This window comes from Mesocryomonas lacus, assembly GCF_055730105.2.
In genome coordinates this window covers 551580-572333 of the sequence record NZ_JBUZWF020000003.1, presented here as the reverse complement: position 1 = coordinate 572333, position 20754 = coordinate 551580, and the positions used below count along the sequence as shown (strand labels likewise).

Annotated in this window: 18 protein-coding genes; 1 reads left to right on the top strand and 17 read right to left on the bottom strand. The window is 67.4% G+C overall.

Annotation, left to right across the window (positions count from 1 at the left end):
- Genes ACZLZQ_RS12490 through ACZLZQ_RS12480 form a run of 3 tightly spaced genes read right to left on the bottom strand, consistent with a single transcriptional unit; the run spans nt 1 to nt 3175 of the window.
- A complete protein-coding gene (locus ACZLZQ_RS12490; RefSeq protein ID WP_472949630.1) occupies nt 1-606 on the bottom strand; it encodes a response regulator transcription factor in 606 nt (201 codons plus the stop codon).
- Nucleotides 603-2891 carry an ATP-binding protein gene (locus tag ACZLZQ_RS12485; protein ID WP_472949629.1) on the bottom strand — a complete coding sequence of 763 codons (2289 nt, stop codon included), beginning with the start codon at nt 2889-2891 and terminating at the stop codon, nt 603-605. Before ACZLZQ_RS12485 ends, ACZLZQ_RS12490 begins: the two co-directional genes overlap by 4 nt.
- On the bottom strand, nt 2885-3175 hold the full coding sequence (locus ACZLZQ_RS12480; protein ID WP_472949627.1) for a hypothetical protein: 291 nt from the start codon (nt 3173-3175) through the stop codon (nt 2885-2887). Before ACZLZQ_RS12480 ends, ACZLZQ_RS12485 begins: the two co-directional genes overlap by 7 nt.
- A gap of 84 nt (nt 3176-3259) precedes the next feature.
- Between ACZLZQ_RS12480 and ppsR the strand changes: the two genes are divergently transcribed.
- Nucleotides 3260-4624: a transcriptional regulator PpsR gene (ppsR, locus tag ACZLZQ_RS12475; RefSeq protein WP_472949626.1), complete on the top strand. Its 1365-nt coding sequence runs from the start codon at nt 3260-3262 to the stop codon at nt 4622-4624.
- 56 nt (nt 4625-4680) lie between these two features.
- Here ppsR and hemA read toward each other — a convergent pair whose 3' ends face one another.
- The 14 genes from hemA to bchF form a co-directional block, all read right to left on the bottom strand.
- Nucleotides 4681-5895, bottom strand: a complete 1215-nt coding sequence (gene hemA / locus ACZLZQ_RS12470) for a 5-aminolevulinate synthase (protein ID WP_472949625.1) — start codon at nt 5893-5895, stop codon at nt 4681-4683.
- Nucleotides 5896-6059: 164 nt separating this feature from the next.
- A complete protein-coding gene (gene puhE / locus ACZLZQ_RS12465) occupies nt 6060-6914 on the bottom strand; it encodes a putative photosynthetic complex assembly protein PuhE (protein WP_472949624.1) in 855 nt (284 codons plus the stop codon).
- An 8-nt stretch (nt 6915-6922) separates the two neighbouring features.
- Nucleotides 6923-7990: a magnesium-protoporphyrin IX monomethyl ester (oxidative) cyclase gene (gene acsF / locus ACZLZQ_RS12460; protein WP_472949623.1), complete on the bottom strand. Its 1068-nt coding sequence runs from the start codon at nt 7988-7990 to the stop codon at nt 6923-6925.
- Nucleotides 7987-8304 carry an O2-dependent cyclase accessory protein gene (locus ACZLZQ_RS12455; RefSeq protein ID WP_472932501.1) on the bottom strand — a complete coding sequence of 106 codons (318 nt, stop codon included), beginning with the start codon at nt 8302-8304 and terminating at the stop codon, nt 7987-7989. Before ACZLZQ_RS12455 ends, acsF begins: the two co-directional genes overlap by 4 nt.
- Nucleotides 8301-8753 carry a photosynthetic complex assembly protein PuhC gene (puhC, locus tag ACZLZQ_RS12450; protein ID WP_472949622.1) on the bottom strand — a complete coding sequence of 151 codons (453 nt, stop codon included), beginning with the start codon at nt 8751-8753 and terminating at the stop codon, nt 8301-8303. The genes ACZLZQ_RS12455 and puhC overlap by 4 nt, the downstream gene beginning before the upstream one ends.
- 9 nt (nt 8754-8762) lie before the next feature.
- Nucleotides 8763-9470: a photosynthetic complex putative assembly protein PuhB gene (puhB, locus tag ACZLZQ_RS12445; protein WP_472949621.1), complete on the bottom strand. Its 708-nt coding sequence runs from the start codon at nt 9468-9470 to the stop codon at nt 8763-8765.
- On the bottom strand, nt 9467-10231 hold the full coding sequence (puhA, locus tag ACZLZQ_RS12440) for a photosynthetic reaction center subunit H (protein ID WP_472949620.1): 765 nt from the start codon (nt 10229-10231) through the stop codon (nt 9467-9469). Before puhA ends, puhB begins: the two co-directional genes overlap by 4 nt.
- Before the next feature lie 18 nt (nt 10232-10249).
- On the bottom strand, nt 10250-11686 hold the full coding sequence (locus ACZLZQ_RS12435; RefSeq protein WP_472949619.1) for a BCD family MFS transporter: 1437 nt from the start codon (nt 11684-11686) through the stop codon (nt 10250-10252).
- Complete coding sequence (bchM, locus tag ACZLZQ_RS12430) at nt 11683-12378, bottom strand: magnesium protoporphyrin IX methyltransferase (protein ID WP_472949618.1); 696 nt, start codon at nt 12376-12378, stop codon at nt 11683-11685. Before bchM ends, ACZLZQ_RS12435 begins: the two co-directional genes overlap by 4 nt.
- A complete protein-coding gene (gene bchL, locus ACZLZQ_RS12425) occupies nt 12378-13295 on the bottom strand; it encodes a ferredoxin:protochlorophyllide reductase (ATP-dependent) iron-sulfur ATP-binding protein (protein ID WP_472949617.1) in 918 nt (305 codons plus the stop codon). The genes bchM and bchL overlap by 1 nt, the downstream gene beginning before the upstream one ends.
- On the bottom strand, nt 13292-17038 hold the full coding sequence (locus ACZLZQ_RS12420) for a magnesium chelatase subunit H (RefSeq protein WP_472949616.1): 3747 nt from the start codon (nt 17036-17038) through the stop codon (nt 13292-13294). Before ACZLZQ_RS12420 ends, bchL begins: the two co-directional genes overlap by 4 nt.
- The gene (gene bchB, locus ACZLZQ_RS12415) at nt 17013-18563 is read right to left on the bottom strand and encodes a ferredoxin:protochlorophyllide reductase (ATP-dependent) subunit B (RefSeq protein ID WP_472949615.1); all 1551 of its coding nucleotides are present in this window, start codon (nt 18561-18563) and stop codon (nt 17013-17015) included. Before bchB ends, ACZLZQ_RS12420 begins: the two co-directional genes overlap by 26 nt.
- Nucleotides 18563-19858 carry a ferredoxin:protochlorophyllide reductase (ATP-dependent) subunit N gene (locus ACZLZQ_RS12410; RefSeq protein ID WP_472949614.1) on the bottom strand — a complete coding sequence of 432 codons (1296 nt, stop codon included), beginning with the start codon at nt 19856-19858 and terminating at the stop codon, nt 18563-18565. Before ACZLZQ_RS12410 ends, bchB begins: the two co-directional genes overlap by 1 nt.
- Entirely contained in the window at nt 19855-20439 is a 585-nt protein-coding gene (gene bchF / locus ACZLZQ_RS12405) for a 2-vinyl bacteriochlorophyllide hydratase (RefSeq protein WP_472949613.1), read from the bottom strand. Before bchF ends, ACZLZQ_RS12410 begins: the two co-directional genes overlap by 4 nt.
- Nucleotides 20440-20754: the final 315 nt, after the last annotated feature.

The window sequence follows — 20754 nt, the reverse complement described above, 5'->3', positions numbered from 1 at the left end:
CTATTGCATCATCGCGATGAGGTCGGACAGTCCGCGGGCCTCCATCTTCTCGCGAATGCGGGAGCGGTGGATCTCGACGGTGCGCTGGCTGATTTCCAGCTCCTCGGCGATGTGTTTGCTGGTCAATCCAAGCACCAGATGGTCGAGGACCTGTCTTTCGCGCTGGGTCAAGCGCGCCAGCCGTTCCGCTGCGACGCTGGCGGACACTATTCTTCTCGGACGGTTGGCGCCGATGGCCGAGGCGGCGGCGATGGCGCTGAGAATATGCTCCTCCGATCTCGGCTTCTCCATGAAGTCGACGGCGCCCCGCTTGATCGCCTTGACCGCCAGCGGCACGTCGCCATGACCGGTGAGGATCACCACCGGCAGGCGCTCGCCGCGGTCGATCAGAAGGTTCTGCAGATCGAGGCCGCTCATCCCGGGCATCCGCAAGTCGACAAAGGCGCAGAGGCCGCCACCGATATCGTCAAATTCCGCAAATTCCTCCGCCGAGGCGAAGGGCACCGCTGCAAAGCCGTGCGCCGACAGAAGCGCGCAGAGCGACTCGCGGGCCGACAGGTCATCATCGACAACATAGATCGGGCGAGGATCTGCCGGCTCAGTCATGCCGCCCCCTCCCCTGTCTGTAGCGTGAAGGACAGCCGGGCCCCCACCGGCAGCGAATGGGCCCAGATTTTGCCGCCATGCGCCTCGACGATGGACCGGCAGAGCGCAAGGCCAATGCCCATGCCGCCGGTCGTCGAGTTGTGAAAGGGCTCGAACAGCGCCGATCGAAGCGGCACGGCGATACCGCGCCCCGTATCGGACACCGACACCTCCACCATCTCCGCCCTCAGGACGGTTGCGATCGTCAGCACGGGCGCAGCCGTTCCGTCCATCGCCGTCAGACTGTTGCGCACGAGGTTGAGCACCACCTGCGCGATCTGGATCGGATCGATTGAGATCGGCGGCATGTCCGGATGCAACATGTAGTGGATGACCGGCCGCGCCTCGCTGGACGCCGCCAGCGCGAGATCGACCCCTTGCCGGATCGCCGCATGGAGGCTCGCCTGCTCGAAGGCGACCGTGCCTTGCCCGATGAGGTCACGCAGCCGCCGCACCAAATCCGCCGCCCGCGAGGACTCGGTCACCGCATTCTGCATCAACCGGATCACGCCAGGCGGAATGTCGACCCCAAAATTGCGCAGCTCCTGCCGGCAGGCATTGACGTAATTGGTCACCGCCGAGAGTGGCTGGCTCAGCTCGTGCGCCAGCGCCGAGGCAAGTTCGCCGAGCGAGCGCTGGCGGGCGTCTTCAAGCAGCAGCAGCCGCAGCCGCGACTCCTCCGCCTCGGCGCTGGCCCGCGCCGCCAGCGCCGCACGCTCCCGATCAAGACTGTTGATGGCAAACAGCGCACGGCGGGTGATGCGCAGGATTTCGAGGTCGATCTCGGTGAACGGCTCGCTGCAGCCCAGCCGCTCCTCCCGCCACAAGGCGAAGGAGCCGCGGGGCGACAGCCGCAACGAGCCGTCCTCGCCTCTCGTCTGCCGCTTCTCCGGCTTGCCAGCCCAGGAAATCGTGCACTCGAACTCCGGCCGGAACAGGATCAGCCAGTCCTCGCCATCGTCCGACAGCTCCATCATCGCCGCCCCCGCGAGCTCGCCGAGGCCCACGCCATTCCGGCAGCAGAGGGCAGCGAGATTGTCCGATGTCGCGATGCCTTCGCGCAGGATGCCGCGCAGCTTGCCGGCGTCGAGCTCGCATTCCGGCACGTCCCCCATGGTGACGAAAGCCGTGCCCAGTTTCAAAGCGAGGCCCTTTGCGCGGCTTTGCCGCATCAGCAGCTCGGCACGCTCGAGCACGACCTCGACCAGCGGCGCGCCGGCTCGCGCAGCCCGCTCGATGTCGAAAGCCAGTTTCTCAGCGTCGATGCTGTGGCGCAGCAGAACGGTGTTTTCGAGGTTCTGCAAGAGTGTCGACACCGTGCCGCCGATCAGTTCGCAGAAGCGCAGCCGGCTCCAGGACTGGTGCAGCGGCCCGTAATGATGGCAAGCGACAAGACCCCAGAGCCGGTCGTTGGAGATCAGCGATATCGAAAGGCTCGCGCCGACCCCCATATTGCCGAGATATTCAACATGGACGGGCGCCACCGCCCGCAGCTTCGAATAGGTAAGGTCCAGCGGCTGCCGGGATCCGGCATCCGCGACCATGCCGTCGGCCCCCAAGATCGGCACGGGAAGGGCGTGAAGGTCGGGAATGCTGCGGATGAGGTTCAGCCGGAAATGCCGCCAGGCCGGATCCGGAATGTCGGAGGCCGGGTAGTGCAGCCCGAGGAAACTGTCCGGCCGCACCGTGCTTTCGGCGATGACCTCGCCGTGCCGGTCCGGCGCAAAGCGGTAGATCATCACGCGATCGAAGCCGGTGACCTGGCGGATGATGTCGGCGCTGGCGCCGGCCAGCGCCTTCTGCGTCTCCGGCCGGATCAGGTCCGAGATGATGCGCTGACGCAGGAGATCCTCCTCCCAGAAGTCGGCGGGACGCGGTGCGGCTGGCACAAATTCTAGAATGAGACGTCCGTCATGCCGATGCGCAAAACACTCGCATTCGCCGCCGACGGAACCATCCGGCTGGAGAACGCTCAGGAACAGCGGCCGCAGCAGTTCCGGCAGCAGAGGCGTCAGATCCTGCGCAAGCAGCGCTTCGCTCGCCGCCCCGCCGAGCAGCACTGCCAGCGGCTGGCCGAACAGCGAGGCCGGCTGCCAGCCGAGCACCGCCTCCACATTGGCGCTGACGAAAGCGATCCGCCCCGCAGCGTCGTCCAGCGCCAGCAACGCGCCCCCTGGCTGGATGGCGCCGATGACATGGATCGGCTCATGGTCGCACGTGACGAGATCGACGGGACGGTTCAGCATCGGCCAAGCCGTGGTGACGCAAAAGCCGCTCCCGCCATGCCTCCCATGTCTTGCTTATGAAACAGCTTGAGACGTAACGACGCAGCGACACCCGCGAGAGCACAAAGCTGGACAAAGTTGGCTGGACGGGCGACAAGAATGCGGCGCCGCAAAATTTGCAGACCGCGATGCAGCGCCGGTCGCCTAGCGAAACCATGGCGTTGTTCGAAGTCAGTGCGCCCGCCGGAGGCATTATTGGCTCTGCGCATCGGTGTTTCGGCAGTGATAGCGGCGGTCTTGCCCACCAGCTTTTCCCCCAGAAGGCAGTGCGATCTCCATATGAGGCTCATACCGACATGCTTCTGACGCCGCAGCAACCCGAAACCCCTTTGCCACGCGTCGATGCCCGCACGACAGCCGCTATCCTCGCCACCAGCGCCGACCTGACGCTCCTGGTCCAAAGCGACGACACCGTCAGCAGCGTCTCACACAGCCTGCGGGGGCTGGGGGCGGCGACGGAGAGCTGGCAAGGCAGGCCGATCGGCGAGACGGTCAGGCGCGAGAGCCTTTCGGCGCTGAAGGACATGCTGATGTCTGCGCGCCGGGGAAAACCGTCCCGCCGTTTCGAGATCGTACACCCGCTGGTTGGGGGACGGGAGCTGACCATCCAGTACATGGCGGTTTGCGCGGGGGAGGATGGCGAGCTGGTGCTCGTCGGCCGCGACCTCGGACCCACCACCGAACTGCAGGCGCGGCTGCTGGCCAGCCGTCAGTCCTTGGAGGACAGCAGCAAGCGCCAGAGGCAAGCGGAAGCGCATTACCGTCTGCTGTTCGAAACGACGGCCGAGGCGATCCTGATCGTCGAGCCCGAGAGCGGCAAGATCCGCGAGGTCAATCCGCGGGCCGCCTCCCTCCTCGGCCGGCCCGCCGGATCGGCACCCTCCCTCGCCGGCAAGAAGCTGGCATCGCTGTTCGCGAAGACCCGCCAAACCGAGGTGCAAGCGCTGCTTTCCGGCCTTCTCTCCAACGGAATGCCTGCCACGCTCTTCCTCGACCGATCGCCCGAGGACGTCGGACTGACGCTCGCGGCTGAGTTGTTCCGCGCCGGAGACCTGAAGCTGGTGTTGATCCGGCTCTCCGCCGGCACAGCGCCCGCCGCCGCTGCCGAAGACATTCACCTCGGCGATCTCGTTCGCCATGCCACCGAGGCCGTGCTCCTGGCCGATGGCGACGGCCGCATCGCTTGGGTCAACGAGGCGTTTCTCGCCCTAGCCAGCCTGCCCGTCGCCGCCCAGGCCATCGGCCGGCCGCTCGACGCGTTTTTCGAGTGGCAAGGCATCGAGCAAGAGGGGTTGCTTGCGAATGTGCACACGCATGGACGGCTGCCGCTGTTCCAGGGCGTGGTGCGCGGCGCCAACGGCCAGGCGACGGAGGTCGAGCTGTCCGCCGTCGCACAGCGGGACGGCGACGGCTTTGCCTTCGTCATGCGCGCCCGCGGATCGGACGACGCCCGCCCGAACCGGAGCGCCAACGACCTGACCCGGACGGCCGAAAACCTCGTCGAAATGATCGGCCGCGTGCCGATGAAGGACATGGTGCGCGACACCACCGACGTGATCGAGCGCATGTGCATCGAGGCGGCGCTGAAGCTCAGCCTAAACAACCGCGCCCTCACCGCCCGTGTGCTCGGGCTCAGCCGGCAGGCGCTCTATCTCAAGATGCGCCGCTTCGGCATCGATGACGGCGGCGAATAGTCCCGCGGATCGGTCGGTCTCCACCGTCCGATCCGCAGCCAAGACAGCCAATCCGCTCACGCGACGGCGCGCGCCATGGCGCATTGCGACCAGAGATCCGACAGGGCCTCGATGAGGTGGTCGATGTCTTCATCGGAATGCAGCGGCGACGGCGTGATGCGCAGCCGCTCGGTCTGGCGCGGCACGGTCGGATAATTGATCGGCTGCAGGTAGATCCGGTACTGGTCGAGCAGCGCGTCGCTGATCCACTTGCATTTGACGGGGTCGCCGACCATCACCGGGACGATGTGGCTGGCATTGCGCATCGTCGGAATGCCCAGCCGCTCCATCCGGGCACGTACCCGGGCGACCCTGTCCTGATGCAAGGCGCGTTCGGCGCCGCTGGCCTTCAAATGCATCACAGAGGCCCGCGCCCCCGCGGCCACCGCCGGCGGCAGCGCCGTCGTGAAGATGAAGCCGGAAGCAAAGCTGCGGATGAAGTCGCACATCGCCGCCGACGCCGCGATATAACCGCCGAGCACGCCGAACGCCTTGCCGAGCGTCCCCTCGATGATCGTCAGCCGGTCCATCAGCCCCTCGCGCTCGGCAATTCCGCCGCCGCGCGGGCCGTAGAGACCGACGGCGTGCACCTCGTCGAGATAGGTCATCGCCCCATGCTTTTCGGCGACCGCGCAGATCTCGGCGATCGGCGCGATGTCGCCATCCATCGAATAGACGGACTCGAACGCGACGAGCTTCGGCACCCCCGGCCCGTATTCGGACAGCAGCCGGTCGAGATCGGCGGGATCGTTGTGCCGCCACAGCCGCTTCTCGGCACGGGAATGACGGATGCCCTCGATCATCGACGCGTGGTTGCCCTCGTCGGAAAAGATCACGCAGCCGGGGATCCCGGAACCCAGCGTCGACAGCGTTGCGAAGTTGGAGACATAGCCGGAGGTGAACAGAAGCGCCGCCTGCTTGCCGTGCAGGTCCGCCAGTTCCGCCTCCAGGAGGACGTGATAGCGGCTGGTGCCGGCGATGTTGCGCGTGCCGCCGGCGCCCGCCCCGCAACGATCGAGCGCCTCGTGCATGGCGGCCAGCACTTTGGGATGCTGGCCCATGCCGAGATAGTCGTTGGAGCACCAGACGGTGACCGCGCTGGCCTCCCCGCTGGCGTGGCGCGTGGCCTGCGGAAACACGCCGGCCTGGCGCTCGAGCTCGGCAAACACCCGGTACCGTCCCTCGTGCCGCAAGCCGTCGAGCCGGCCCGCTACGAAACCCTCGAAATCCATGCCTCTCTCCGCCCTGTTTGCCGGTGGTTTGCCGGCCGGAATCTCAGACCCGAACCCCTCAGGAGAGGCGTCATTACGCCCCGCCGGACGCACGAAGGTCGCTGTGCCATGTTGCTCCGGTACGTCCCTTCCGAACGCGTAGCGTCACGCCGACGACGCAGTTTCTAGTCCGGGTGGACCGGCAGCAGACCCGCCGCCGCATAGGAGCGTGTCGGCTCGTGGTGATGCGGCAAGACCGGGCTGGCGGCAGTGAGCGGCGGCTCGTCGCGCGACCGCAGGCTCCAGTTCCACATGGCTTCGGCTGGCACCGGCAGCATCAGGAACCAGTGCTCGAGGATCGCCAGGGCCATCATGGTCGCGAGAAACGTGAAGCCCGCCTGGCGAAACGGATCGACCGCGATCGCCGCCTCCGTCGCCAGCACCGAACAGAGGATCGTCGACACCGTCACGGAGACCGGAAACAGAAGGTTCATCGGCCGGACCCGCAGGAAGCTCCGGAGATAGGCGAGATGCGCGGGGAGGAACTGCGCATTGACGTTGCGCACCCCGAGCAGGACGTTGAACCGGGCGCTCTCGTGCATCCACCAGAGGATCAAAAAGGTCCAGAGCCCGACCTCGTTCGCGCCGCCCCAGGTCAGCGCCGCGACCAGCGCGAAGGAGATCAGGATCGCCAGTTCGTGCCACAGACTGACCTGGACCGCATGGCCGAAATGCCCCGCCCCCGCGCACCCCTCCTCGCAGGCATGCTGCCGCGGCCCGGTGACATAGCCCATGTAGAAGCTGATCTCGTGCCAGGCCCAGCAGCCGAGCGCCGAGGCGAAGGCGAGATAGGCGCCGGTCACCGTCGCATCGTCGCCGCTCTCCCAAAGCCCGTAGAACGAAAGGCCGAGGAGAAGCGTCGCCGCCAGCATGCTCCACTTGAAGGTGCGTACCGGCAAGCCATCAAGGTAGAGGATCGCCCCGGTAGAGAACCACCAGACGAACAATGCGAAGAAGATCGGTGGCAGGAGGGCGGTCATTGCGGCGCCTACCAGACCGGCTGCATGCGGCTGGTGTCAGGCAAGGCATTCGCTTTCGGCCGGACGAGGTAGAGCCGCGCGAACACCCCGGCTGCCGCCAGCCCATAGCCGAACTTGCGCAGGCGCGTGCCCAGACCACGCCCGTTTCCTAGCGCCCCGACTTTCTCGTTGATCACCCGCAGCCGCTCCAACCCCTTGCGGAAGACCGGATGCTCGATGTCGATGACCAGCGGAAACACCTGGCGGGAGATCTCGTTGGTGAGGTGGAAGACCTTGTAGTCGTATTCCGTCGGGTCGAGCTGCAGCGCCTTGTGGAATTCCGGCCGGGCGTGGTCGCGCACGTACATGGTGGCGTAGACGGCGATCAGGAAGAACCGCACCCAGAGCCGGTTCAGCCCTTCGAGATAGCTGGGGTTCGCCCGCATCAGCAGCGCGAAGGCCTCGCCGTGGCGGAACTCGTCATTGCACCACTTCTCGAACCATTTGAAAATCGGGTGGAAGCGCAGTTCCGGGTGGCGCTCCAGGTGGCGGAAGATCGTGATGTAGCGGGAATAGCCGATCTTCTCGGACAGATAGGTCGCGTAGAAGATGAACTTCGGCCGGAAATACGTGTATTTCTTCGTCTTGGTGAGGAAGCCGAGGTTCACCCCAATGCCGAACTCCTTCAGCGCATCGTTGATGAAGCCCGCATGCCGCGCCTCGTCCCGACTCATGTAGGAAAACAGGCGGACGATCTCTGGATTGGTGCCGCGCTTCTTCATTTCCTTGTAGAGCACGCAGCCGGAGAACTCGGCCGTGAGCGAGGAGACCAGGAAATCGGTGAACTCGTTGCGCAGGCCCTCGGGCAGCGCGGCGAAATCGATCCTGTCCCAGTTCTCGTCGCGCTTGAAATGGCCCTGGTTCGGATCGCTCTCCATCTCGGCGAGCAGCTCGTCCCACTCGCGCCGCACGCGCGAGACGTCCAGCGCGTCGAGCGCGGCAAAGTCGGTGGTGTAGAAGCGCGGCGACAGCAGCGTGCTTTCCAGGGCCATGCCGTCGGTATCGGGCGCGGTCAGCGACATCCGGTTGATGGTCATACTCTCTCTCCCGAGGAAAAGCTGAATTCGAGAAGCTCCATGAATTCGAAATCGCCGGTCATCTTCACCCAGAGACGCTCCGGTGCGCTGGCCTTCGTCACCGTCGCCATGCGGTGCAGCGTCACGCTCTCGCCATAGGGAACCGCGATTTCCGCGCCGTGCACATGCACCGCGTCGCCGGGGCCGACCTCGATGCCGTCGAGGTCGACATGCGCCCGGAGGCTTTCCCAGGTGTGGACGATTTCGATCGTGCAGGGCACGTCGATGGTCTCGCGCCACAGCTTCCGTCCAGACGCCATCGTGTCCGTCTTCATGGCAATCTCCTCTTCTCCAAGAGTTCGGCAAAGACCGCCTCGTTCGATGGACCGAAAGCGTTGAGCAGCATGGTTCGTCCGGTCAGCGGATCCTCCAGCCGGAGGGCGCCGTCGATCATCCGCGCCAGGAGGAACGGCTCCCGGTCGTCGAGGCCCTTGCGGATACGCTCGGCGGCGAAGCTGCGCATGGTGACGCGGATGAAGCCGCCGACGCCCGGCAGGATACGCGCCAGTTCGCTGCCGGTCGCCGCATCGAGGGCCGCAATGCTGCCATCGGGAAAATCATGGAAACGCAGCGAGACCGACTGCACCGCCAAGGCCGGATCGATCGGCGCATGGCTTGGGGCATGGCGACCAAGCGCGACAAGCACCAACGCCGCGAGGATCAAGGCGCCACAGAAGATCGCCTGACGGCGCAGCGGATCGCGGGTGGGGAAGACCAGGCTCATCGATCCCCCCTAGACTGCCATCTGGTGGCCGGCGGGAAGCCCGTCGCCGGCGGACGCGGCACCGATGGGCGTGGCGCCGCCAAGTCTGGCGGGTTTGGCGGATGCTAGCGAAGCGCCGGCATCCAGACTCTCGAACAGCGACCGTGCCAGAAGGCGTGAGGGGGTCTCGACGTCGGCGAGAGCCCGCAGCATGGGCTGCGGATGGTTGATCCGCCACGGACGCACGTTCGGCCACAGCGCGGCATAGGCGATGCGGTTCGGCCGGAGCACGTCGAGGGCGATGCTGCCGCCTTGGCCGGGACCATGCTGGACGGCCGCCGTTCCGATCAGCGCCAACGGAAGATTCAGCGTCACCGGCAGCGCCAGGCCGGAGCGGATGACCACCCGCTTCGTCGTCAGCGTGTAGATCGTGCCCCGCGCATAGAGAAAAGCAAGGCCAGACAGGATCGCCGTGGCAAGCGCCGCCACCAGGCCGAGGCGCATCGTTTCGGTCAGCAGCGCCGCCGCGGTGGCAGCCTCTCCCTCGGCCGTCGCGAGGCGGAAAGCCAGGAGAAGGGCGACATAGGCCCAGACCTTGCGCACGTGGAAGGCCGTGAGCGCGAGCGTCCACCAGGCGGGCGAGCCTTGCCACAGCATGGCCTCGCCCGCCGGCAAGGGCTCCGGCAGCCCGGGGATAGGCTCGAAGGCGAAGTCGTCGTCTTGCTCGGGGCGGGTCACAGCAGCGGCTCCGAGCGGGCCGGCGTGGCATAGAGATGCCCGCCGGCGAAATAGGCGCAGATGCGATCTTCCTCGAGGAAGGTGACGCTGTTCGGCGACTTGATCCGCGGCGCATCGGCAAACTGATGGGCGAGGAGCGCCTTGACCTTGATATGCCGCGGCGAGAACTTCGCGAGGTTCATCGGCACCAGCAGCGGCCCCGCTGCTGGCCCCGATGCCGCCAATTCGAGGTAGCGGACGACGTGCTCCGAGCGGTCGACCCAGATGTCGGCGACGGTGCCCGCCACCTTGCCGTCTGCGCCGACGACGGGCATGCCCCGCGGGTCCGGATCCCCGGCGGCGACGGTGTAATGCGCCTCGACGCGGGTCGGCACGATCTTGTTGCGGTTGTCGAAAGTCTGGTCGGGGCGGTCCGCCCGTTCCGCCCAGGCCGCGGGACCCACCCCGTCGACCAGTGGATTGCCGGTCGGCACCATCGGGGCGCCAGGCCAGCGCCCGACGCGCCGTGCCGCGATCGGCCGGCCATCGCGTTTGAGGTTCGGCGCGGTGAAGACGTCGCCGTTGCGGACGCGAAACGTCTTCGGCGCAGCCATTAGCAGGCCGACGGGCCCGACGCGGCCGGCGGGATCGCTTTCCAGCGGATAACCCTCCCGCCGGTCCTCCTTGCGCAGCCAGAACACCAGGGCGAAGAAGAAGCCCCAGAAGACGTAAAGCATCACCTGCGGCACATCGAGATAGGCCGTGAGCGCACCGTTCTGCATGGGTCCCTCCCTTGATCCCTAAACCGGCATTTCGGCGAGGCCAAAACCGCCATGGCGCTCTTCGTTCCTGACGTAGCGGACAAGCGGCCCGATCACGATCAGCGTTGCGAAGAGCAGAACAATTTCAATCTGATAGACGATGCCATAGGCGACGCTCTGGTCGGCGAAGAGCGGACCGAGATGGCCATTCGCCGACAGGTGCGAGACGAGATCGCGCACTGCGCCGCCGGTTCCCACGGCGAGCCCCATGGCGGTCGCCTGGACCGCGCCCCAGGCGCCGAGGGCGATGCCGTTCTCGGCCCCGCTGCCGGCGGCTAGTTCCATCACCGCCGTCAGCATGCCGACGGCGTAGAGGCCGCCGCCAAAGCCGATCAGCACCGTGCCGAGCCGGAAGGTCGCGACCGATTCCAGCGGGCCGGAGAACAGGATGCAGGCGAAGGCCGGAATGCCGATCAGCACGCCGGTCGCGGCCATACGGCAGGCGTCGAAGCCGGCGCCGAGCGCCTTGGCGGAGAGGCCGAGGCCGACGATCGTTCCCCAGGCGAGAAGAGCTGTCAGCGCGGTCGTCGCCCCGACGCCGAGATGCAGCACCTGCCCACCATAGGGCTCGAGCAGCACGTCCTGCATGGCAAACCCGGCGGTGCCAAGCCCGGCCGCAACCAGCAGCCGGCGGGTGCGCGCGACGCCGGAGAACAGCGTCCACGCCTCGCGAAAGCTCGGCCGCGGCCGATCGGGCGCGGTGCGGGCGGTGTTGCGGCCTTCCTGCTTCCACAGGGCCACAAGGTTCAGCGCCATAGTCGCGACCGCCGCGCCCTGGATCACCTGAATGAGCCGGAGATGGCTGAAGTTTGACAAGATCTCGGAGAAAATCAGTGCGCTGACGAGCATGCCGACCAGCAGCATGAGGTAAAGGAGCGCCACCACGCGCGGACGGGTTTCGGGCGGCGCCAGATCGCAGGCGAGCGCCAGGCCGGCGGTCTGCATGGTGTGGAGGCCCGCCCCGACCAGCAGGAAAGCGAGAGCCGCCCCCGCTTCGCCGGCGTACGGCACGTGCAGCTGCCCCTCCCCGGTCAGCACCAGCAGCGCGAAGGGCATGATCGCGAAGCCGCCGAACTGCAGCATGGTCCCGAACCAGATGAACGGCACCCGCCGCCAGCCAAGGAACGAGCGATAGGTGTCGGACCGGTGGCCGATCAGCGCCCGGGCTGGCGCGAAGACGATCGGCAGCGCGATCATCAGCGAGACGACCGAGGCCGGAACGCCGAGTTCCACGATCATCACCCGGTTGAGGGTTCCCGTCAGCAGCACCATGGCCATGCCCGCCGAGACCTGGAACAGCGACAGGCGCACCAGCCGGCCGAGCGGCAGTTCCGCGCTGGCAGCGTCGGCGAACGGCAAGAACCGAGTGCCGACCTTCCGCCACCCCGCCGACAGGCTGGTCAGGCGCCCCGTCATCGCGACAGCTCCAGGGACTGCGAGGTGTAGAAGCCATGCGAGATCCGCTGCGACGCGCCGATCGTCCAGCCCTCAAACGCCGGCATGCTGCCGAGCCTTTGCCGCAACCCTTCCGGCCGAACCGGGACGATGGCCGGCGCCTTGTTGGCGCGGGGAAACAGCGTGCCGACGGCGTGCATCGCCGCCAGCGCCGGGGTGCGCGGCGCGAAGGTGACGACGAGCTGGCGCCGCGTCCGCAAAGCCAAAGCGGCGATGGCGATCGCGGCGTCCTCCTCCTGGTAGTGGATCAGCGAGTCCATCGCCATCACGGCGTCGAATTCGCCATGCTCGGGCGACAGCATGTCGCCTGCGACAAACCGCACGCGGCCAGCGCCGAGATCGGCTGGCAAGGTCTCTGCGGCAAATCGAATGAGCTCGGGCGAGAGGTCGACGCCCAGCACATCGGCACCGCGACCGGCCAGCGCCGCCGACATCGCGCCGGCGCCGCAACCGGCATCGAGGATGCGCCAGCCCGTCAGGTCGGACGGCAGCACCGCAAGCATCTGCGCCCGCATCCGCGCGCGTCCTTCCCGCACCGTCGCGCGGATGCGGCCGAGCGGGGCGCCGGTGGCAAACCGCTTCCACGCATCGAGCGCGGTGCGGTCGAAATAGGTCTGGATCTCGCCGCGGCGGCGTTCGTACGTGGTTTCCATTAGTCGAACCCCAGAAAATCGAAGATTTCGCGGTCCTTCATCGGCTGCGCGTCGAGTTCCTCCGTGCCGCTCCAGAGGTGTTCCGCCAGCTGCATGTATTCGGCGCAGACGGCGGCGACTTCCGGCGTCGCCTCCATCTCGAACAGCGTGGATTTCTTCAGCCGGCTGCGGCGGACGGCGTCGACGTCGCCGAAATGCGCCAGCCGCTTCAGGCCAATCGCCGCGTTGTAGCGGTCGATCTGGTCGGTCTCGCGCGAGCGGTTGGCGATGACGCCGGCGAGCCGGACATTGTAGTTCTTCGACTTGGCGCGAATCGCCGCGACGATGCGGTTCATGGCGAAGATCGAGTCGAAATCGTTGGCGGCCACCACCAGCGCCCTTTCGGCATGCTGCAGCGGTGCCGCGAACCCGCCGCAGACGACGTCGCCAAGGACGTCGAAGATGACGACGTCGGTATCCTCAAGAAGGTGATGCTCCTTGAGGAGCTTCACCGTCTGGCCGACGACGTAGCCGCCGCAGCCCGTGCCCGCCGGCGGCCCGCCCGCCTCGACGCAGCGCACGCCGTTATAGCCCTCGAAGACGAAATCCTCGGCGCGCAGCTCCTCGGTGTGGAAGTCGACGCCTTCGAGAATGTCGATGACCGTCGGGATCAGCGACTTGGTGAGGGTGAAGGTGCTGTCGTGCTTGGGGTCGCAGCCGATCTGGAGCACCCGCTTGCCGAGCTTGGAGAAGGCGACCGAAAGGTTCGAGGAGGTCGTCGACTTGCCGATGCCGCCCTTGCCGTAGATCGCGAAAACTTTCGCGGCGCCGATCTCGACGGAAGGGTCGAGCAACACCTGGACGCTGCCCTCCCCGTCCAGATGTTCTGCGGCAACGGCTGCGTCGCGGGCGACGCGGGGATGGGTGAACACGTTCATGCGGCGACCCCTATGCCTTCGACCCGGTCTTCCAGTTCTTCCCCGGCAAGGCGCAGCGCCTCCAGCATGGCGGGATCGGGCGTCCAGTAGTGGCGCTCGTGCGCCTCGATCAGCCGGTTCGCCATCTTCGCCGAGGCCGTCGGGTTGAGCGCCGACAGCCGCTCCCGCATCGCGGGATCGAGCACGAAGGTCTCGGTCAGCTGGCGGTAGACCCAGGGCTGCACCGCGCCGGTCGTCGCCGACCAGCCCATGGTGTTGCGCACGTGCTCTTCGATCTGCCGCACGCCCTCATAGCCATGGCCGAGCATGCCCTCGTACCATTTAGGGTTGAGCATGCGGGTGCGTGTCTCGATCGCCACCTGCTCAGACAGCGAGCGCACGACGCCCTCGCCGCGTGTCTGGTCGCCGATATAGACCGGCGCCGCCTCGCCCTTGGCGCGCCGCACCAGCCGGCTGATGCCGCCGAGCGTATCGAAGTAATGGTCGACGGTGGTGACCCCGAGCTCGACCGAGTCGAGATTCTGATAGGCAAGGTCGACACCCGCCAGCACGCTGTTCAGGAGCCGCCCCTGTTGCGAGGCGATGCCCGTCCGTCCGTAGGCGAAGCCCTTGCGGCGCGAATAGGTCTCGGCCAGTTCGTCCTCGTCGTACCAACCGCCGTTCTCGATGAGGTGGTTGACGTTGGAGCCATAGGCGCCCTCGGCATTGCCGAAGACCCGCAGCGCTGCGGTCTCGAGATCGCAGCCGGCCTCGGCCATGTGGGCGAGCGCATGCCGGCGGATGAAGTTCATCTCCTCCGGCTCGTCGGCCGCGGCGGCCATGAAGGCCGCCTCGGCCAGCAGCTTAATCTGCAGCGGCAGGAGGTCGCGGAAAATGCCGGACAGAGTGGCGATGACGTCGATACGCGGCCGGCCGAGTTCCACGAGCGGCACCAGCGTCGCGCCGGCGATGCGGCCATAGCTGTCGAACCGCGGCCGCGCGCCGATCAGCGCCAGCGCCTGGGCGATGGGGCCGCCCTCGCTTTTCAGGTTGTCGGTGCCCCAGAGCACCACGGCGACCGTTTCCGGCAGCGCGCCGCTGTCCTCGACATGCCGGTCGAGGAGCCGCTGCGCTTGCCGCGCGCCGTCGGCCATGGCGAAGGCGCTGGGAATGCGGAAGGGATCGAAGCCGTGGAGGTTGCGCCCGGTCGGCAGGATCGACGGCGTGCGCAGAACGTCGCCGCCGGTGACCGGGCGGATGAAGCCGCCGTCGAGGGCGTGCAGCAGCGCCGGGATCTCGTGGTCGGCGGCGAGCAGTCGGTCGGTCGCCGCAAGCGCGCGCAGGGCCGTCAGCAGCGCCTCATCCGCGGTCCGGCCGGCCTGACCAAGCGCGGCTTCCGGCGTCGCACCAGCGACGATCGCGTCGGCGATCGATCGCTCCAGCACCAGGCCATGTCCAGCATCGGCCGCCGCCAGCATCATCTCCGCCCTTTCGGTCGCGGAGGATGCCGTGCCGACAACATGCAGGCCGTGCGGGATCAGCGTGTATTCGAGATCGAGAATGGCCCGGCCGAGCCGCTGCACCCGCTCCTCCGCCGCATCGGCAAAGGCCGGTTCCGCCTCGGCGAGGTCGAGCGCGGCCGCTTGCGCCTGGATCAAAACGGCGAGGTCGGCGCGCTCGTGCACGGCGTCCGGTGCCACGCTCCGCCACCGCTCCAACGAGGCCTTCAGGTCGACAAGCCCGCGGTAGAGCCCGGCATGGGCGATCGGCGGCGTCAGGTAGCTGATCAGCGTCGCGCCCGCGCGCCGCTTGGCGATGGCGCCCTCGGAAGGATTGTTGGCGGCGTAGAGATAGAGGTTCGGCAGGTCGCCGATCAGCCGGTCCGGCCAGTCGCGGGCGGAAAGCCCGGACTGCTTGCCCGGCATGAACTCCAGCGCCCCATGGGTGCCGAAATGCAGAACGGCATGCGCCGCAAAATCCTCGCGGAGATAGCGGTAGAAGGCCGAGAAGGCGTGCGTCGGCGCAAAGCCCTTCTCGAACAGAAGGCGCATCGGATCGCCCTCGTAGCCGAACGCCGGCTGGATGCCGACGAAGACATTGCCGAACTCGGCGCCGAGCACGAAGATCGAGGACCCGTCGCTCTGCTGGCGACCCGGCGCCGGCCCCCATTGCGCCTCGATCTCGGACAACCAGCGCTCGCGCCGGACATGCGTGTCGACCGGCATGCGCAGGTGCACGTTGGCCGGGGCTCCGAAACGTTCGCGGTTGCCATCGACGATCTTGATGCGCAGCGCATCGACGCTCGCCGGCACCTCGACCGTATAGCCGGCGCGCCGCATGGCCGTCAGCGTGGCATGCAGGGAGGCGAAGACCGAGAGATAGGCCGCGGTCCCGGCATTGCCGGCATTTGGCGGGAAGTTGAACAGGACGATGGCGACGCGGCGGTTTGCCCGCTCCGTCCGCCGGAGCGCGACGAGCTTCTCAATCCGCGCCGCCAGCATGTCCGCGCGCTCGGGGCAGGCATGCATGTCGCGGCTGGCCTCGCCTGGCTGGAACCGGCAGCCGCGCTGGCAGCCGGTGCAAGGCCGTCCCGCATGATCCGAGCGGCCGCCGAAGACGATCGGCCCGGTGGCCCCGTCGAGTTCGGGGATCGCCACCATGATCGTGGACTCCACCGGCATCAGCCCGCGCTCGGAAGCGCCCCATTGCTCAAGTGTCTGCAGTTCCGCTGGATGCGCCGCCAGATAGGGCACGTCGAGGCGGGCCAGCACGTCCTCGGCCGCCCGGGCATCGTTGTAGGCAGGCCCCCCCACCAGCGAGAACCCGGTGAGCGAGACCAGCGCGTCGATCGCCGGGCGCCCGTCCTTCAGAAAGAAAGCCTCGATCGCCGGCCGCGCATCGAGGCCGCTGGAGAAGGCCGGAATGACGGAAAGGCCCCGCGCCTCCAGCGCCCGGATCACGCCGTCATAGTGATCGGCATTGCCGGCCAGCATGTAGGAGCGCAGGCCGAGAATCCCGACAGTGCCCTTGCGCCCCTCCGCCGGCAGCGCTTCCGCCCGGGCGGCGATCCGGCCGGGCATGCGGGGATGGTAGACGCCGACCTCGGGATAGGTCACCGGCGCCCCGACGGCGAGCGCGCCGCGCAGCGCGAGGCGCGGGCCTGCGGCATAGCGGTCCACCAGCGCCCGGACGAGATTGGCCATGTTCTCGTCGGAGCCGGCGAGCCAGTATTGCAGCGTCAGGAAATAGGCCCGCACGTCCTGCGCGGTACCAGGAATGAAGCGCAGGATCTGCGGGATGCGCTTCAGCATCTTCATCTGCTTGGCGCCGGCGCTGGCGGTCCGATCCTTGCCGCTGCCCTTCAGGCGCTTCAGGAAGGACAGCGCCCCGCCCTGCGGTGAGTCCATGCGGAAGCGCCCAAGCCGGGTCAGCCGCATCACCGGGCCGTCGGACATGATGCTGACGATGGCGTCGCAGTCGGCCGCCCGCGCCGTCAGGTCGGGCAGGATCTCGGCGTAGTGCGCTTCCATGAACAGCATGGCGCAGAGGATGACGTCGGCGCGGGCGATGTCTGCCCGGCAGCGCGCCAGCGCCGTCGCATCGCCGGCCCATTCCGTCGCCGCGTGCAGTGCGAGGGAAAGCCCCGGCATCTCCCGAACGAGTTCGGACCGCGCGCGGTCTGTTGCGCTGGCGAGGTGCGTGTCCATCGTCACGACGACGACGCGCAGCGGGGTCGCCTCAGCGACTGTAGTAAGCTTTCGCATCGTACAAAGCCTCGACGGTAATGGTCGCCAGTCCCTTTTCGGCGGCAAAGCGCTCGGTGTTGCGCCGTGCCTTCCCCCTGACGAAGAAGGGGATCTTCCTCAATTCCCGCTCGGCCTCGTCAGCCCATAGCTGCGGTCCGTCCGGTCCTTCTCGCGGCGGGGTGGTGGTGGTCTCGCCTACCGGCGGCGCCAGGCTGTCCGTCGCCAGCAGGTGCGAGGGAGCGACGCTGTCGTTGAACTCAAAATCCTCGCGGAACATCTGCAGGAGATGCTCCTCCAGCCCCATCATCAGCGGATGGACGAAGGCGTCGAAGATGACGTTGGCGCCTTCCTCCCCCATCTGCGGCGAGTAGCGGGCCGGAAAGTCCTGCACGTGCACCGGCGCCGAGATCACCGCGCAGGGAATTCTCAGCCGCTTGGCGACATGGCGTTCCATCTGCGTGCCCAGCACCAGTTCCGGCTGCGCGGCGACGATCGCATCCTCGACGGCCAGATGGTCGTCGGTCACCAGAGCCTCGAGGCCATGGCTTGCGGCAGTGGCGCGCACCTCCCGCGCGAACTCGCGGGAGTAGCTGCCGAGGCCGCAGACGGTGAAGCCGAGCTCGTCGACGGCGATGCGTGCGGCAGCGATCGCGTGCGTCGCGTCGCCGAAGATGAAAACCCGCTTGCCCGTAAGATAGGTCGAATCTACCGACCGGCTGTACCAGGGCAGGCGCGAGACCGGCGCCGGGCGCGCCGACGCATCGAGCCCCGCGGCGTCGGCGACGGCGGTGAGAAAATCCTCGGTGGCGAGCGTGCCGATCGGCGGAAGCGTCACCGCCCGCTGGCCGTGCGCACGCTCTAGCCAGCCGGCAGCGACCGCGGCGATCTCGGGATAGAGGACGATGTTGAAGTCCGCCGCAAGCAGCCGCGCCAGATCGTCGACGCTGGCGCCGAGCGGCGCGACGACGTTGACGGTGATCCCCATGCGTTCGACCAGCCTGCGCACCTCGACGATGTCGTCGCGGTGCCGGAAGCCGAGCGCCGTCGGGCCGAGGATGTTGCAGACGCGGCCGGGCGGCCGTGGCGCGACCAAGCCAGATGGAGCCGGCGCAAAACTCCGGACCAGGCGGTAGAAGGTCTCGGAGGCGCCCCAATTCTCCTTCTTCTGATAGGAGGGCAGCTCCAGCGCGATGACCGGAATGTCCAGCGCCAGCGCCGCGGCGAGACCCCCGGGATTGTCCTGGATCAGTTCAGCGGTGCAGGAGGCACCGACCAGAACGACGTCAGGCCGGAACCGCTCGACCGCCTCGCGGCAGCAGGTTTTGAAGATCTCGGCGGTGTCGCTGCCGAGATCACGCGCCTGGAAAGTGGTGTAGGTCACCGGCGGCCGGGTGTCCCGCCGCTCGATCATCGTGAACAGCAGGTCGGCATAGGTATCGCCCTGCGGCGCGTGCAGCACGTAGTGCACCCCGCGCATCGAGGCGGCGATCCGCATCGCGCCGACATGGGGAGGCCCTTCATAGGTCCAGACGGTGAGCTGCATCAGACCCTCACCTTCAATCTTTCGCGCCGCGCGAAAGGCCGGCAGAACAGTTCGGCAAGGTCTCCCGCCTGCTCGTAGCCCTGGATCGGCGTGAAGCTCAGCTCGATCGACCACTTCGTCGCAAAACCTTCGGCCTCCAGCGGGTTGGCAAGGCCGAGACCACAGACGACGAGATCCGGTCGCGCGGCGCGGCAGCGCTCCAGTTGCCGGTCGACATCCTGCCCCTCGCTGACGAAGACGTTGTCGGGCAGCAGCGCGAACTCGGCGGCCAGATGCCGGCGGTGGAGGAACGGCGTGCCGATCTCGACGATCTCGCAGCCGAGCTCGCGGTACAGAAACCGCGCCAGCGCCGGCTCGGTCTGAGAGTCCGGGAAGAAGAAGAGGCGCTTGCCTTCGAGAACAGCCCGATGGCGCGACACCGCCTGCGCGGCCCTGTCGCGGCCGGGTCCGGTAATCGCCTCGAAGCGGCCGGGGTCGACACCGAAAGCGTCAGCCGCCGCACGCAGCCAGGCCGTGGTGCCTTCCCCGCCGAGCGGAAACGGCGCCGGCAGCAGCTGCGCACCGCGCGCCTCCAGCGCGAGAGCGGCAGCGCCAAGGAAAGGCTGCGCCAGAAGGAGCCGTGTTTCGGGGCCGATCGGCGGCAAGGTGGTGGACGAGCGCGACGGCAGGAAGGCGACGGGCCCGATTCCCAGGGCGTCGAAGATGCGGCGGAACTGGTCCTCGACGACATCGGCGAGCGCCCCCGCGATCAGCAGCGACGGCCTCGCGCCGGCGGGCTCGGCGGGAAGGTCCCGGGTCAGCGCCGCCAGAAAATTGTCCTCGCCCTGCGTGAAGGTCGTCTCGATGCCGCTGCCTGAATAGTTGAGGAAGCGGACCGCCGGCCCGTGCCGCGCGCTGAGCCGCTCGGCCGCCTTGGCGAGATCCAGCTTGATCACCTCGGACGGACAGGAGCCGACGAGGACGAGCATCCGGATTTCGGGCCGGCGCGCCAGCAACCGGGCGACCACCGTGTCGAGCTCGGCATGCATGTCGGCCATGCCCGCGAGATCCCGCTCCTCGATGATGGCGGTGGCGAAGCGCGGCTCGGCGAAAATCATCACCCCGGCGGCCGACTGCAGCAGGTGGGCGCAGGTACGCGAGCCGACCACCAGGAAGAAGGCATCCTGCATCTTGCGGTGCAGCCACATGATCGAGGTCAGTCCGCAGAACACCTCGTGCTGGCCGCGCTCGCGCAATGGCCTGACCTGGACGGCGCCAGTCGGCGCGAGGCCCGAGGCGACGCCGTCGCCGCTCACAGCGCCGGCTCCAGCTTGGAAACGTGGGGTGACGCTGCCGACAGCCGGGCCGCCCTCAGCTTCAGCACGAACTGCGCGGCATTGACGGCGTAGCTGGCGTAGGAGCAGAGCGCGAGCATCATCAGCGGACGGTGCGCGAGCCAGCCGCCGAACCAAGCGGCGAGGTAGGCGGTGTGGAGGGCCAGCACCAGCATGCTGACCATGTCTTCCCAGTAGAAAGCCTCGGCGAAGAGATAGCGGCCGAAGACCTCCTTCTCCCAGATCGAGCCGGTGATCATGATGGCGTAGAGCAGGATGGTCTTGAGGACGACCGAGGATGCCGCAAGCGCCAGCCCCTCGCCGGTCGCGAGGTACCGTAGGATCAGCCCGACGCTGACGAGGCAGACGAGGAACTGCAGCGGTGCGAGAACGCCCTGGACGAGGGTCCAGCGTGATGCATCGCGGCGAAGCCTTTGCTCCGGTGTGTAAAGGGGCTTGAACGGCTTTGCCGGCCTCACAGGACTGACGCGCCCCGGCTGCGGCCGAAGAGGCTTAGCGGGCTGCTGGGCGTCACGGCGGGGCGTCTGGTTGTGCAACGTCATCGTCAACCACCTCCCATCCCTACCACTTCCACCTGCATTACCCCGAGCCTATCGCCGCAAAAATGTTGTTGTCAATCCAAAATGACGTAAAACAATATTTACACTTTTGGGTGCCGACGGGCTGGTGTCGCGGTCGCGTGCATCGTATGAATCACTGGCTCGGCGGTTCCTTGGAAAGGGGAGCCGGCACTGCGGAGATCCCTTCGGGCGTTTTCGAAAGGCGCGACGGCGGTGCGGACATCGGGACGGGCAAAGGTCGGGGAGACGCCAGGCATGGGGTACGCGACGAGGATTTCGGCGGAAGCTTCCGGCCAG

Excerpts from the sequence above, each read along its gene's own strand:
- ACZLZQ_RS12435 (WP_472949619.1), bottom strand. The coding sequence starts at position 11,686 with ATGACGGGGCGCCTGACCAGCCTGTCGGCGGGGTGGCGGAAGGTCGGC.
- puhE (WP_472949624.1), bottom strand. The coding sequence starts at position 6,914 with ATGACCGCCCTCCTGCCACCGATCTTCTTCGCATTGTTCGTCTGGTGG.
- acsF (WP_472949623.1), bottom strand. The coding sequence starts at position 7,990 with ATGACCATCAACCGGATGTCGCTGACCGCGCCCGATACCGACGGCATG.
- hemA (WP_472949625.1), bottom strand. The coding sequence starts at position 5,895 with ATGGATTTCGAGGGTTTCGTAGCGGGCCGGCTCGACGGCTTGCGGCAC.
- ACZLZQ_RS12420 (WP_472949616.1), bottom strand. The coding sequence starts at position 17,038 with ATGCGAAAGCTTACTACAGTCGCTGAGGCGACCCCGCTGCGCGTCGTC.
- puhA (WP_472949620.1), bottom strand. The coding sequence starts at position 10,231 with ATGCAGAACGGTGCGCTCACGGCCTATCTCGATGTGCCGCAGGTGATG.
- ACZLZQ_RS12455 (WP_472932501.1), bottom strand. The coding sequence starts at position 8,304 with ATGAAGACGGACACGATGGCGTCTGGACGGAAGCTGTGGCGCGAGACC.
- ACZLZQ_RS12490 (WP_472949630.1), bottom strand. The coding sequence starts at position 606 with ATGACTGAGCCGGCAGATCCTCGCCCGATCTATGTTGTCGATGATGAC.
- bchB (WP_472949615.1), bottom strand. The coding sequence starts at position 18,563 with ATGCAGCTCACCGTCTGGACCTATGAAGGGCCTCCCCATGTCGGCGCG.
- bchL (WP_472949617.1), bottom strand. The coding sequence starts at position 13,295 with ATGAACGTGTTCACCCATCCCCGCGTCGCCCGCGACGCAGCCGTTGCC.
- bchF (WP_472949613.1), bottom strand. The coding sequence starts at position 20,439 with ATGACGTTGCACAACCAGACGCCCCGCCGTGACGCCCAGCAGCCCGCT.
- bchM (WP_472949618.1), bottom strand. The coding sequence starts at position 12,378 with ATGGAAACCACGTACGAACGCCGCCGCGGCGAGATCCAGACCTATTTC.
- puhC (WP_472949622.1), bottom strand. The coding sequence starts at position 8,753 with ATGAGCCTGGTCTTCCCCACCCGCGATCCGCTGCGCCGTCAGGCGATC.
- ACZLZQ_RS12485 (WP_472949629.1), bottom strand. The coding sequence starts at position 2,891 with ATGCTGAACCGTCCCGTCGATCTCGTCACGTGCGACCATGAGCCGATC.